Consider the following 13427-nt stretch of genomic DNA (forward strand, 5'->3'; position numbering starts at 1 on the left):
GGCCACTTATGATTGAGACAAAAGAACTGACGATCACACCGTTCGAACGGACACGAACGGTCCGGATCTACACACCTGCCGACTATGAGACGTCCGAAAAACGATATCCGGTCCTCTACATGCACGACGGACAAAACTGTTTTGCTGACGAGGATGCGAGCTACAACATGAGCTGGCGCGTCGGTGAATATTTAGACGCCTCGAAGCGTGACTTGATTGTCGTCGCCCTCGATAGTGCACCAGGCGAACAACGACTCGATGAGTATGGACCGTGGGAAAACCCTTATATCGGTGAAAGTTTGCTCGGAAGTGACATCGTGCTCGGCGGGCAGGGTTCGGCGTATATCGAATACATCGCGCAGGAATTGAAACCTCAAATCGATGCTGACTATCGGACGATTCCGGAAGAAACAGCGATGATGGGAAGTTCGATGGGTGGGCTCATCTCGATATATGCAGCCTGTGTATATCCAGACGTCTTCAAGCGTGTCGCTTCCCTGTCCTCTGCATTTTGGTTCAACCAAACCGAGCTGGAACAATTGATTGAAGCGAGCGATTTGAAGGGCGTCGAGCGTCTTTACTTGGACGTCGGCGCAAAAGAAGTCGAGGAACCGATCGAAAATGGACCGACGAACGAGATGTATCGTGAGTCGAGCGAACGCGTGTACAACTTGTTAAAAGACAAGGTCGAACACATCCGATTCGAAGTGATTGAAGAAGGAGTTCACAACGAGCTCGCCTGGCGTGAGCGTTTCCCGATGGTCATCTCCTATCTTTTTGGAGAAGATTTATAATTTGAACAAAAAAGCATCGCATTCGGTCGAAAAACCTAAATGCGATGCTTTCTTCATTTATTTGGATACTGAGCCCGTGGCCCACCAATCAGTTTCGGTCTCGTGACTGCGAACGTGACGTACGCCTCTCCGAGATGCTTCGATGATAACCGAACCGGTAGCGCGACCGGTTTCAAATGCATCCCAATCAATGTCGAGCCGATATCAATCCCGGCATCTGCTTGAATCGATTCGACGACACATGGCTCCTCGAAGTTCGCATACGCCTTCTCCGACATCGCTCCGCCCGCGGACCGGATCGGGACGACCGTCACTTCTGTGAGACCGAACTGTTTGAGTGTCCGGCGCTCAACGGTGAGGGCACGGTTGATATGCTCACACCCTTGAAACGCCAAATGGACACCTGTCTTCTTTCTAAATTCAAGGAACACTTCCATCAATTCGCTTGCGACATCAATGGAACCTGCCTTCCCAATCGTTTTCCCGAGCACTTCACTCGTCGAGCATCCGATGACGAGAATGCGCTCATCATTCAAAGGGAACCGTTCGTGAAGCTCCGTCAAAAATCTGAGAAGTTCCGTCTTCATTTGACTCACTTCGATTCGTAAGCACTCATCTTGTCGACACGGTTTGAATGGCGTCCGCCTTCAAAGTCAGTATCGAGCCACGTCGTCACCAAGTCGAGTGCAAGACCAGGTCCGATGACACGCTCGCCCATCGTCATGATGTTCGAATCGTTATGCTGACGTGTCGCTTTTGCACTGAATGAATCATGGACGAGTGCCGCACGAATCCCTTTGACTTTGTTCGCCGCAATCCCGATTCCGATTCCCGTACCGCAAATCAAAATCCCACGATCGAATTCACCTGCCGCTACCGCTTCTGCGACCGGGATGGCCACATCCGGGTAGTCAATCGAGTCCGCTGAGTTCGTCCCGAAATCTTTATACTCATGTCCGAGTTCCTCAAGCAAGGCTACGATTTCTTTCTTCAAGTTGAAGCCGCCATGATCAGCGCCAATTGCAATTTTCATTCGTTCATTCCCCCGTCTTCTTTGGTAGGCGTCTCGGTGGTTTCGTCACCTTTGACCCATCATTCGTTAATTTTAACACAAGTCGATTCACGAGTGGTTCGAGCTCGTTTCGCACCTGGCGATACACATTCATCGAACCGCCGAACGGATCGTTGATGTCCCGTTCGAGTCCCGTCACGAATTCATAGAGCGTGTACGTCCGCTCAGACAAATCCGGGTATGTATCCCGAATTTGTTCACGGTGTGCGCGTGTCATCGTCAAGATGATATCCGCCCAATTCCCTAACACTTCATCGAACGTCTGGGTGACATGATCGAGCTCAATCCCACGTTCTCTGAGAACTTGCAGTGCGTTTTCTGAAGCATCGAATCCTTGCATCGTCCGTAGACCAGCTGAGCGAATATCAAACTCATCCCCGGTCATCTTCGAACGGAGCAAGGCCATCGCCATCGGGCTTCGGCACGTGTTGCCACTACATATGAATAATACGCGTTTCATTGACATCGCGTGTCCTCCTCTATGTCTTTAGGCATCTTTCGTCGGGTGCACAATCTTTCCGCCCGCTGCTTTGTATAAACGGTTATAGACGGCAAGTGCGACTCCGACCGGTTCAATCGTGTTCACATAAATCTCATCCACGTCTGTTTCATCAAATCGACGAAGCGCGTCGTATAAACGTTGCGCCGCCACTTCCATCGAGGTCCCAAGTGAATACGTGACCTCAGCCGGTGTCGGGTTCTCGTCGAAGACGAGTGCACCGATTCGCAACCCCGCTTGCTTCCGCTCCTCGATGACACGTTCTAAATCTTTGCGTGTGCCATCGACTAAAAAAACAGGTGCCGTTGGGGCATAGTGCGTGTACTTCATTCCCGGCGATCGTGGTGTGGCTTCATCGTTACTCAAATTGGCATCTAAGGCGACCGGTCCAATGACAGCTTCCATTTCTTCTCGCGTCACACCACCTGGTCGTAAAATCGTTACCGTGTCCCCCGTACAATCCACAACGGTTGACTCGACTCCGATTCCGGTAGGACCCCCATCCACGATTCCTGCGATTCGTCCGTTCAAATCATCCGCGACATGTTGAGCAGTTGTCGGCGAAGGTCGTCCGGAACGATTCGCACTCGGAGCCGCAAGCCCTAACCCTGACTTACGAATTAACTCGAGTGCTGCCGGATGATTCGGCATCCGGAGTCCGATGGAATCGAGGCCTGCGGTCACGAGCGAAGAGGCTCGTCCGTTTGAAGGCAAGATGATCGTCAAAGCGCCTGGCCAAAACGCATCCATTAAGCGTTTGGCAACAGGAGGAATCGAATCGACAAACAAACTCGTTTGGTCGATTGAAGCGATATGGACGATGAGCGGGTTATCCGACGGACGACCTTTTGCCTCAAAAATCTTTCGAATTGCCACATCGTTCATGGCATCTCCAGCGAGACCATAGACGGTTTCTGTCGGCATGGCGATGATTTCACCCGCTTGAAGAAGACGTACCCCCTCTTCAATCTCATTCGAATTAATCCATTTCGTTTCCATACGCAATCCCTTCCCTTACGGCATAGACGATACGGTCCTTGCCGTTTATATCTTTTAAAATACCCGTTTCTGCTTCAGGATAACGTTCAGACAGTAATGATTTCACATCTTGTCCTTGGTTATACCCGATTTCAAACGCAATCAAATGCCAATCGGCACGTAAGACGCGCACCGATTCCAATATTAATTGCCGATACATGTCGAGCCCATCCTTCCCTCCGAAGAGCGCAAGGTGCGGTTCGTAGCCGACGACCGTCTCATCTAACAGCTCATCGGCCTCGATGTAAGGCGGATTTGAGACGAGAACGCGAATCGAGTGGTCCGCAATCGGTGCGAGCCCGTCTCCTTCATAAAACCGTACAGTTGCGCCAAGTGTGGCTGCATTTCGTTTAGCGACTTCAATCGCCTCACGCGAAATATCGACCGTCTGTACACGTACGCCGAGCTCGAGGCTCAAGGTAATCGCAATGGCCCCGCTTCCTGTCCCGACATCGACAATCTCATCATCCTTGATGTGACGAAGTTGCCCAAGTACCCAGTCGATCAACTCTTCCGTTTCTGGTCTCGGAATCAACACATCCCGGTTCACTTCAAACGAGCGCCCGTAAAACGGAGCATGTCCAATCACGTGTTGTACCGGTTCTCCGATCAATAAACGCTCGATTCCCGTCTCGAACCGTGTCGCTTCATCTGAAGACAATTCATCCGACAAACGAACGAGGAGACCGGTGCGATCGACTTGCAACACATGCATGAGCCACCATTCGGCAGCCGCACGGTCGCGCCCAGCTTCAACTAGTCGTTCTTCCGTCTGCTTAAGTAGCGCGGCAATCCGCATCATTCCGCTTCCTCCATGAGACGTGCCTGTTCGTCCATGATGAGTGCGTCGATAATGTCTTCGAGTTCACCTGCTAGGACACGGTCCAACTTCTGAAGGGTCAATCCAATCCGATGATCTGTGACACGACTTTGTGGGAAGTTGTATGTGCGGATCCGCTCGGAACGGTCACCTGTTCCGACAGCCGATTTTCGTTGCGCAGACAACTCTTCCATATGTTCGCTTTGCATTTTGTCATACAGGCGTGCTCGAAGGACCTTCATCGCCTTATCCTTGTTTTTATGCTGCGACTTCTCATCTTGACATGATACGACGAGCCCTGAAGGAATGTGTGTCAAACGGACAGCTGATTGCGTCGTGTTGACCGATTGTCCCCCTGGACCAGATGAAGTGAACGTATCAACTCGTACATCTTTCATATCGATATGCACTTCGACATCCTCTGCTTCCGGAAGAACGGCAACCGTTGCTGTGGACGTATGAATTCGTCCGCCCGATTCAGTCGACGGGACTCGCTGCACACGATGGGCTCCGTTCTCAAACTTGAGCTTTGAATAGGCACCTGCCCCGTTGATCATGAACGTGACTTCTTTAAATCCACCGAGTTCGGTATAGTTCGCGTCAATGAGTTCCACTTTCCAATTTTGACGTTCAGCGAATCGCGTATACATCTTATATAAATCTCCTGCAAAGAGTGCCGCTTCGTCTCCGCCTGCTGCTCCTCGGACTTCGACGATAACGTTCTTGTCATCGTTCGGGTCTTTTGGAAGCAATAAAATCCGCAGTTTCGCTTCTAGCTCTTTGACTTCTGGCTCGAGGAGGTTCATCTCTTCTTTTGCCAATTCACGCATGTCGGCGTCGAGCGTCCGGTCTTCAAGCATCGTCTTAGCTTCCTTGAAAGCTGTACTTGTTTCTTTATACTGACGATACATCTGTACCGTCTCTTCTAGTTGTGCCTGCTCTTTCGAATATTGTCTCAACTTCGTCGAGTCACTGAGCACCTCAGGATCGGCGAGCATTTCATTCAATTGCATGTAACGATCTTCTAATACACTTAAACGGTCAAACATGATGATCCGTCCTTTCTCCGTCAAATCAAACTCTATCTATTATAGCAAAAAAACGGACCGCCGAGGGCGGTCCGTCGATTCATCAGTCTACCACCGTATGGCGGACCGGATGTGGTTTGTTCGGTACATCATGACAATGTCGGCATCGTGGTTCGTAAGACTCGGAAGCCCCGACCAAGATGACCGGGTCCTCATACCGAGCAGGTTGCCCATCGATCAGACGTTGTGTCCGCGAAGCAGGCGCGCCGCATGACAAACAGATGGCCTGTAGTTTCGTCACGAACTCCGCGCGTGACAACAGTTCAGGCATCATCGTGAACGGTTCGCCTCGAAAGTCCATATCGAGCCCAGCGCAGATGACGCGTTTGTCTTCGTTCGCAAGTTGTTCGATGACGTCTACAATTCCTTCATCAAAAAATTGCACCTCGTCAATCGCGATAACCTGTGTTTCTTCACGAACGGCATCATACAAGTCTTGGCTTGATGCGATTGGCACGGCCACGACCGAGTTCCCTGTGTGTGAGACGACGTTCTCTTCATGATACCGGTCGTCGATTGCTGGTTTGAACACTTGGACCGGAATCTTTCCATAATGAGCACGGCGGACTCGGCGAATCAATTCCTCCGACTTCCCCGAAAACATACTCCCACAAATCACTTCAATCCAACCATATCGGTTCGTCACATGCATCATTGTTCTTCGCCCTCTCCATCGATAATCGCTTTCCGATTATACCTATCTTTCGAGTTGAGGAAAAGGGTTGACTTCTCCTAAATACTGATTGAAAGAACTCCGTCCTTTATTCATCAGCGTTCGCCTCTTTTTGTTCATCGATTAATTTCAATTTTCGCGCGAGCGGTCGAATCGTGAGACCGTGCAGTGTAACGGAAATGAAGACGAGACCGAGTGTGAGCGGCAACATTTGCTTCGCATCGTCAATCCCAAGATGCGCGACTTCTTCAGCAAAGAATCCCGCGACCGTCATCGCGACAATCCCGCGTGGGGCAATCCAACCAATGAACCCTCGTTCCGCTAGCGGCAAACCTCCACCGATGGTCGACAAGTAAATCGCAACTGGGCGAACCAAGAACAGGATGCCCGCAATCGTCAAGAGAAGCGGCCATTGGAAAATATTCAACAGCTCTGCCCGAGACAGGGAAGCCGTCAACAAGATGAAGACAGACGAGATGAGCAAGATTGAAATATCCTCTTTGAATGACTGCAGTTCTTCGATGATTTCTTCATCCCGATGCTTCGTATTGGCCATCGTCATCCCCATCGCCGTCACGGCGAGCAGCCCGACTTCATGCATCATGAGCTCGCTGAGTGAGAATAAAATGAGGACGGCCGTCAACGTGACCGAAGCACGGAGATAGCGAGGTACTTTTTCTGCCACAAACCATCCCATCAAGAGATGGCCGAACAAGTAACCGAGTCCGATTCCTACGATACAAGCACCTGCGAAGAGGAGTTGCATCCATAAATCCATACCTTCATAAACGATATATCCGAGTCGAACGACGAAGAGTCCGAGTAATGCTCCGACAGGATCGACAATGATGCCTTCCCACTTCAAAATCGCTCCGACCCGATCTTTCAAATGTGCCTGACGCAACAACGGAATGACGACAGTCGGACCCGTCACGACGAAGAGCGCCCCCATCGTCCAGGCGACGACCCAATGTAACCCTCCTACATATTGAATGAGTAGCGACATCCCGACAAATGAGAGCGCGACTCCAATCGTTACAATCCGGACGATCGACCTCCGGAACTGATTGATTTCGCTAAAGTGAAGCCCAAGACTTCCTTCGAATAAGATGATGGCGACCGCAAACGAAATGATCGGACTATATAAATCCCCTAATAATTCACGCGGATCGAACAGCCCGAGGATCGGACCCGCCAATACTCCAGCGAGCGTCATAATGATGATTGCCGGGATTTGATAACGCCATGCCAACCATTGAGACATGATGCCGACCCCGATCAACAAGCTAATACTAATGAGTATAAATTCCATAACGGCCCCCTCACGACATACTTTCGTCTCTTTACCCGTGTCGATGCAACAAAAAACCGCCAAGGGCAATCCCTAGGCGGTGAGCATACAACTTTACGATTAACGTTGGTATTTCTTGTTGAAGCGCTCGATACGACCATCTGCAGATGCGAATTTCTGGCGACCTGTGTAGAACGGGTGCGAATCAGAAGATACATCGACACGGATGAGTGGGTACTCGTTTCCATCTTCCATCGTGATTGTCTCGTTAGAGTAACGAGTTGAACCAGTGATGAATTTGAATTCTGTCGTCGAGTCCATGAATACGACTTTACGGTATTCTGGGTGGATTCCTTGTTTCATTGCTTTTCAACTCCTTCGGCCCTAAGTATTCTTTCAACCTAGAGAAAGTTCACTAGAATATAATATCACCCTACTATAGGTTTTACAAGTCTGTTTTCGTTTTTTTCACCGGTCGTCTTTTTTTCTTATCTGCCTCTAGCGCAGCAAAAAAGTCGAGGTTTGTTTTCGTCTCACGGACACGGCGTAAGAACTGTTCGACGAAGTCTGGAGACTCGTTCATCGTACGACGAATCGTCCAGAGCGAATCGAGTTCGTCCTTCCCGAGTAACAACTCTTCTTTCCGTGTTCCCGAGCGACGAATGTCGATTGCAGGGAAGATCCGGCGCTCTGCCAATTTCCGGTCCAGATGCAGTTCCATGTTCCCTGTTCCTTTGAACTCTTCATAGATGACGTCGTCCATTCGCGATCCGGTATCGACGAGCGCTGTCGCGAGGATAGTCAAGCTACCTCCATCCTCGATATTCCGTGCCGCTCCGAAGAACTTTTTCGGTTTGTGGAACGCCGCCGGGTCAATCCCCCCCGAGAGTGTCCGTCCGCTTGGTGGAACAGACAGGTTGTACGCACGCGTCAAGCGTGTGATGGAATCGAGTAGGATGACCACGTCTTTCTTATGTTCCACGAGACGCATCGCGCGTTCGAGAACGAGTTCTGAAATACGCGCATGGTTTTCCGGTGTCTCATCAAAAGTCGAGAACGCCACGTCCGCATCCGGTACAGAGCGTTGAATATCCGTCACTTCCTCTGGTCGTTCATCGATTAGAAGAATGATTAATTCGACGTTCGGATGATTCGTCGTGATCGAGTTGGCAATTTCTTTTAAAAGCGACGTTTTCCCCGCTTTTGGTGGTGCCACAATCAACCCGCGTTGGCCAAACCCGACTGGTGCGATCATATCCATGACACGAACCGAAAGATGGGTCGGCTCTGTCTCGAGCACCATCTGTTGTTCTGGATAAATCGGTGTCAATGCCGGGAAATAATCACGCGAACGCGTCGAGTCCGTCGACTCTCCGTTGACCGCTTCAACACTCAACAAACCTTGGAACCGTTCATTCTCTTTCGGTTTACGGACCTTTCCTGTGACAAGGTCCCCGTTTCGAAGATTAAAGCGACGAATTTGCGATGCAGCGATATAGATGTCTTCGGAAGATTGAGAATAGTTGATTGGTCGGAGGAATCCAAATCCGCCATCATTTTGAGACTGAGGATTCGGTGGGATGATCTCTAAAATACCTTCGAGGAAATATAAATCTTTTGATTCAGCCTGTGATTTCAAAATACGGAACATGAGCTCACGCTTACGCGCTTCTCGAAAGTTCGGTACTTTGACTTCTTTGGCAATTTCATATAATTCTTTCAACGTCTTCGTTTCAAGCTCACGAAGTGTATAGTTCTTTGTCGGTTCTGTCTGTTGACTCATTCAAGTCACCTATCTTTCTACATTTCATTACAAGAAGCATTCAACTTGATTCATTTGTTCTGCCATCATCTAACCATATTTTGCCCGTGCCGTCACCGTGCAAAAATCACCTTTTGTTCAATCGTTTCCCTCTTGTACAAATCCTTACACAGTAAAAGATAGTTTTGTAACAAAATAAGTGCTATATCCACATATTGTTTCATTTTTGTTACAAGAAAACGCTTTTTTGACTTGCGATTGAAAAATGCTATCGGTCTTGCGCATGATATAGTTTATTTGCACAGGAAACCGGGTATATCCCGCAACTTGTGCTCTACCATTAAAAATTACTCGATTTGTCATATACGAATGTCTTGATTTTAAAAACGGAGGGATTTATACAATGTTAAAGCGTATCGCATCAATCGTCGTCGCTGCCACTGTCGCTTTCTCGGGTCTTATGTTCTCAACAGGTGAACAAGCAGAAGCCGCTACCGGTACATTTGCTTACTCGAAAGTAAACGGTTTGAACATCCGTACTGCCCCGTCACTTACATCATCGAAAGTCGTCGCGAAAATGGATAAAGGTCAACGCTATACATACCTTGGTAAATCCGGTTCGTTCTATAAAATCAACTACAAAGGCACACACCGTTATATCTCAGCTTCTTCAACGTACACATACTTGAAAGCGAACACGTCGACATCAACAACGGTTTCAACGTCATCTTCTAGCAAACGTTCGAAACTTGTCGCTGAATCGAAGAAATATCTCGGAACACCGTATCGCTATGGTGGAACAACAACTTCAGGGTTTGACTGCTCAGGATATACTGGACACGTGTACAAGAAAGCAATCGGAAAAACACTACCACGTTCTTCACGTCAGCAATACTCAAGCGCGAAGAAAATCTCGAAGTCATCGATCCAAGCAGGCGATCTCGTCTTCTTCTCACATTCAGGCGGAACGATTCAACACGTCGGAATGGCACTTAGCAAAACACAAATGATCAACTCAGAAACAGGCGGCGTGAAATACGCGAGCTTCACTTCTGGATACTGGGCACCACGCTATGTAGGCGCTGGATCATATCTCTAATACAATATCACGACTCGGTTCATCGGAACCGAGTCGTTTTTATTTGTTCACATGTTCCATTACATGACGAGAGTCTTTCAAAACAGAAAACGTTCCATCCGTTTCTATGATTACTGCTTCGACTTGTCCTAGAGGAGTGCCACTTGATCGAATCGCTTGAATGACCTCGATCTCTAAAATTCGTTCTTTTTGTAGATGTTCTCTCAAATAATCTCCTTTATAAAACAGTAGAGTTGGTTCTGATTTAATTATTTGATTCACAATGGAGAATCGCTTAGATAGTTTCGCTAATATATATTGTAAGACAATTAGTGTACCGAACGCAGTCAGTCCAGCCAATAAAGAGGTTTGTTGACTAGTCAAGGTCGTTGCCAAAATAGAACCAAGTGCAACCGTCACAATAAAATCAAATGCATTCATTTTTGCCAATGTACGCTTACCAGAAACACGCAACATGAGAATGATAGAAATATATGCTCCAATCCCTGTTAAAATAATCCGAATCATCGTTGATAGTTCCTGCATCAAACTCCTCCCTTATTTTTGCTTCAATGCCCCTCTCGCGTTCGTTGCCGCAAAGACGATCATGAGTACACTCATCGTACCCGCGACTGCGAGCCCTGCAGATAAGGCACCCCAGTCAATCTCCGGCTGAGTCAGAACCGCTCGCATCCCTTCGAAAATATACGTGGTTGGATTGAACGTCGCCGCCACTTTCAACCATTCGGCTTCAATCAATTCTTTCGGAACGAACGTCGTCGACAGGAAAATTAAAGGAAAGAACAACAACGTCCCTGCCTGTGCCGCTTGTGCATTTCGTGTTTTCAAGGCGACGCCCACTGAATATCCTGCGAAACCAAGTCCAAATCCGATTGCGAGTAATACTGTGAAAAAGAATCCAGCGGCACCGACAGGAATCGTGAGACCGAGGAGAAACGCGACAGCAAAAATAAGTAGCGTTTGGACGAGTAATTGCAACATCCCCGCAATCATCGGTCCGAGCACAATCGCCGTACGGGTCGCCGGTGTCAACAAGAGCCGTGCGAAATAGCCACTCTCAATATCTCGGACAAGCGCCTGACCCGTGCCTCCCGCTCCCCCGACTGCACCTGAAACAATGGATACGGGTAAGATGAAATTCAAATAGTCGCTCCCTTCGAACTGAGGCAACGAGGCCACGCTCGACAAGCCGCTCGTATACACGAGTAAAAAGAATACAGAAATGATCAAGTTCGGGATGAATGAAAACGGATTTCGAATAGTCGTCAGCAAACTCCGTTTCGTGAATAGCCATGTCTCAGTCCACACGGATCTCGCCTCCTTCATACGATTCGCCTGTCACTTTCAAGAATACATCATCGAGCGATGGTTGCTTGACAGTCAATCGTTCAGGCTGCAACCCTTGTTCATCCAAGGAACGAACAATCTCAGTCAACGTCATGTCACGTAACTCAAACGATACATGTGTGCCATTCGAAGATGTATGAAATCGCGTCGCGGCAAGGGTCGCTTCAGATTCTGTAGCGAAGTCCATCGAAATCGTCTCTCCACCGACGAGCTGTTTCAATTCCTCGGCCGTTCCTTCACTCACAATCTTCCCGTGATTGATGATTGCAATCCGGTCAGCCAACTCATCTGCCTCCTCTAAGTATTGGGTCGTTAAAAAAATCGTCGTCCCGAATTCCTCGTTCAATCGGCGTACTTCATTCCAAATTTCGATTCGGCTCGCCGGATCGAGTCCGGTCGTCGGTTCGTCTAAAAACAAGACCGTCGGACGATGGACGAGTGTGAGAGCCAAGTCGAGACGTCGTCGCATCCCACCGGAATAGGTACCACTCCGGCGATCGGCCGCATCCGTCAGTGAAACGACTTCGAGTAACTCATCGGCTCGACGTTGCGCCTCTTCATTCGACATCTTAAACAAACGCCCTTGTAAGACAAGGAGCTCTCGTCCCGTCAACACTTTATCGATTCCTGTTTCTTGTAAGGCAACTCCAATCGATAATCGGACATCTTTTTCTTGTTTAACGACATCGAATCCATTGACTCGTGCCGCTCCAGATGTCGGTCTCACGAGTGTCGTCAACATTTGCACCGTCGTCGATTTACCCGCACCGTTCGGACCTAAAAACGCAAAGATTTCTCCTTCTTTCACGAAAAATGACACGTCATCGACAGCTGGAACATCCTTGAATGTTTTGACGAGTCCTTCAACCTGAATCATCACACCCACCTCCTGACTATCCATTCCCGTTTTCTGACGCTTTCACCACAAAAAAGTCGTGGACGTTTTCACATCCACGACTTCTGATTATTCTGGTTTCATGACCATTTTTGGTTTTTTCTTAAGTGAGTGGTTCCCTTCGACGAAACGAACGGTACCGGACTTGGCACGCATGACGACCGAATGGGTCTGTCCGCCTTGTGACGTGAATTGGACTCCACGTAACAGCTCACCATCTGTGACGCCGGTCGCCGCAAAGATACAATCTTCACCTTTCACCAAATCATTGAGGAGGAGGATTCGATCCGTATCTTCGATTCCCATGTCATGGCAACGTTGTTTCTGCGCTTCATCTTCCGGGAGCAAACGCCCTTGGAAGTCTCCACCTAAACACTTCATTGCGACTGCAGCGATGACACCTTCTGGCGCCCCGCCTGAACCGAGCAACAAATCGACACCCGTTTTCGGGAAAGCGGTGTTGATGGCCGCGGCGACGTCCCCGTCCGGAATCAATTTGATTCGCGCACCGGTCGCGCGGACACGTTGAATGGTTTCTTCGTGACGGTCCCGATGTAAAATCGTGACGACGACATCTTCCACGTTTTTCTTCTTCGCTTTCGCCACGATTTCAATGTTCTCTTCAATCGAGTTGTCGAGACTGACGAGACCTGCCGCTTCCGGTCCGACGGCAATTTTATCCATGTACATGTCTGGAGCATGAAGGAGATCGCCTGCATCCGCGACCGCGAGAACCGCAAGTGCTCCCCACGTTCCGGTCGCTACGATGTTTGTCCCTTCTAACGGATCGACGGCGACATCGAGACGAGAACCGTAGCCATTTCCGACTTTTTCTCCGATGTATAGCATCGGGGCCTCATCCATCTCCCCTTCACCGATGACGACAATCCCTTTCATCGGAATCGTGTCAAATACGTCGCGCATGGCCGTCGTTGCCGCATCATCCGCTTCGACTTTCAATCCTCGTCCCATCCAACGGGCTGAAGCAAGTGCCGCCGCTTCTGTCACCCGAACCAGTTCCATCGATAAACTTCGTTCCACCCGAAATC

16 protein-coding genes are annotated in these 13427 nt (G+C 49.1%); 2 read left to right on the forward strand and 14 right to left on the reverse strand.

Features of this window, described 5'->3' with window-relative positions:
* Positions 1-8 precede the first annotated feature (8 nt).
* Positions 9-794: an alpha/beta hydrolase gene (locus KNO78_RS09270; protein WP_074035709.1), complete on the forward strand. Its 786-nt coding sequence runs from the start codon at positions 9-11 to the stop codon at positions 792-794.
* Between the two features lie 53 nt (positions 795-847).
* On the opposite strand, the gene KNO78_RS09275 is transcribed toward KNO78_RS09270, so the two are convergent.
* From KNO78_RS09275 to rho, 10 genes are all read right to left on the reverse strand, one after another.
* Positions 848-1381 (reverse strand): TIGR01440 family protein, encoded by a 534-nt coding sequence (locus KNO78_RS09275; RefSeq protein ID WP_214690429.1) that lies wholly within the window; start codon positions 1379-1381, stop codon positions 848-850.
* A gap of 5 nt (positions 1382-1386) precedes the next feature.
* Entirely contained in the window at positions 1387-1827 is a 441-nt protein-coding gene (rpiB, locus tag KNO78_RS09280) for a ribose 5-phosphate isomerase B (RefSeq protein WP_214690428.1), read from the reverse strand.
* A gap of 4 nt (positions 1828-1831) precedes the next feature.
* Positions 1832-2332, reverse strand: a complete 501-nt coding sequence (locus KNO78_RS09285) for a low molecular weight protein arginine phosphatase (RefSeq protein WP_012727381.1) — start codon at positions 2330-2332, stop codon at positions 1832-1834.
* Positions 2333-2353: 21 nt separating this feature from the next.
* Positions 2354-3364 (reverse strand): L-threonylcarbamoyladenylate synthase, encoded by a 1011-nt coding sequence (locus KNO78_RS09290; RefSeq protein ID WP_159562979.1) that lies wholly within the window; start codon positions 3362-3364, stop codon positions 2354-2356.
* Entirely contained in the window at positions 3345-4202 is an 858-nt protein-coding gene (prmC, locus tag KNO78_RS09295) for a peptide chain release factor N(5)-glutamine methyltransferase (protein WP_074037873.1), read from the reverse strand. Before prmC ends, KNO78_RS09290 begins: the two co-directional genes overlap by 20 nt.
* Entirely contained in the window at positions 4202-5272 is a 1071-nt protein-coding gene (prfA, locus tag KNO78_RS09300) for a peptide chain release factor 1 (RefSeq protein WP_074035701.1), read from the reverse strand. The genes prmC and prfA overlap by 1 nt, the downstream gene beginning before the upstream one ends.
* An 82-nt stretch (positions 5273-5354) precedes the next feature.
* Complete coding sequence (locus tag KNO78_RS09305) at positions 5355-5966, reverse strand: thymidine kinase (RefSeq protein ID WP_074035700.1); 612 nt, start codon at positions 5964-5966, stop codon at positions 5355-5357.
* 106 nt (positions 5967-6072) lie between these two features.
* Positions 6073-7296, reverse strand: a complete 1224-nt coding sequence (locus tag KNO78_RS09310; protein ID WP_012727386.1) for a cation:proton antiporter — start codon at positions 7294-7296, stop codon at positions 6073-6075.
* A 99-nt stretch (positions 7297-7395) separates the two neighbouring features.
* A complete protein-coding gene (locus tag KNO78_RS09315; RefSeq protein WP_012727387.1) occupies positions 7396-7638 on the reverse strand; it encodes a type B 50S ribosomal protein L31 in 243 nt (80 codons plus the stop codon).
* An 82-nt stretch (positions 7639-7720) separates the two neighbouring features.
* Positions 7721-9058 carry a transcription termination factor Rho gene (gene rho, locus KNO78_RS09320; protein ID WP_012727388.1) on the reverse strand — a complete coding sequence of 446 codons (1338 nt, stop codon included), beginning with the start codon at positions 9056-9058 and terminating at the stop codon, positions 7721-7723.
* A gap of 382 nt (positions 9059-9440) precedes the next feature.
* Between rho and KNO78_RS09325 the strand changes: the two genes are divergently transcribed.
* Positions 9441-10136 (forward strand): C40 family peptidase, encoded by a 696-nt coding sequence (locus KNO78_RS09325; RefSeq protein ID WP_159562984.1) that lies wholly within the window; start codon positions 9441-9443, stop codon positions 10134-10136.
* Between the two features lie 39 nt (positions 10137-10175).
* Here KNO78_RS09325 and KNO78_RS09330 read toward each other — a convergent pair whose 3' ends face one another.
* The 4 genes from KNO78_RS09330 to glpX form a co-directional block, all read right to left on the reverse strand.
* Positions 10176-10661, reverse strand: coding sequence for a DUF421 domain-containing protein (locus KNO78_RS09330; RefSeq protein ID WP_214690427.1), 486 nt, complete (start codon positions 10659-10661; stop codon positions 10176-10178).
* A gap of 12 nt (positions 10662-10673) precedes the next feature.
* Entirely contained in the window at positions 10674-11444 is a 771-nt protein-coding gene (locus KNO78_RS09335; protein ID WP_159562986.1) for an ABC transporter permease, read from the reverse strand.
* A complete protein-coding gene (locus tag KNO78_RS09340; protein WP_159562987.1) occupies positions 11434-12360 on the reverse strand; it encodes an ATP-binding cassette domain-containing protein in 927 nt (308 codons plus the stop codon). Before KNO78_RS09340 ends, KNO78_RS09335 begins: the two co-directional genes overlap by 11 nt.
* A gap of 87 nt (positions 12361-12447) precedes the next feature.
* Entirely contained in the window at positions 12448-13419 is a 972-nt protein-coding gene (gene glpX, locus KNO78_RS09345) for a class II fructose-bisphosphatase (RefSeq protein ID WP_031422214.1), read from the reverse strand.
* Positions 13420-13427 lie beyond the last annotated feature (8 nt).

It is taken from the genome of Exiguobacterium sp. s132 (assembly GCF_018617235.1).
GTDB classification, from domain to species: Bacteria; Bacillota; Bacilli; order Exiguobacteriales; family Exiguobacteriaceae; genus Exiguobacterium; species Exiguobacterium profundum.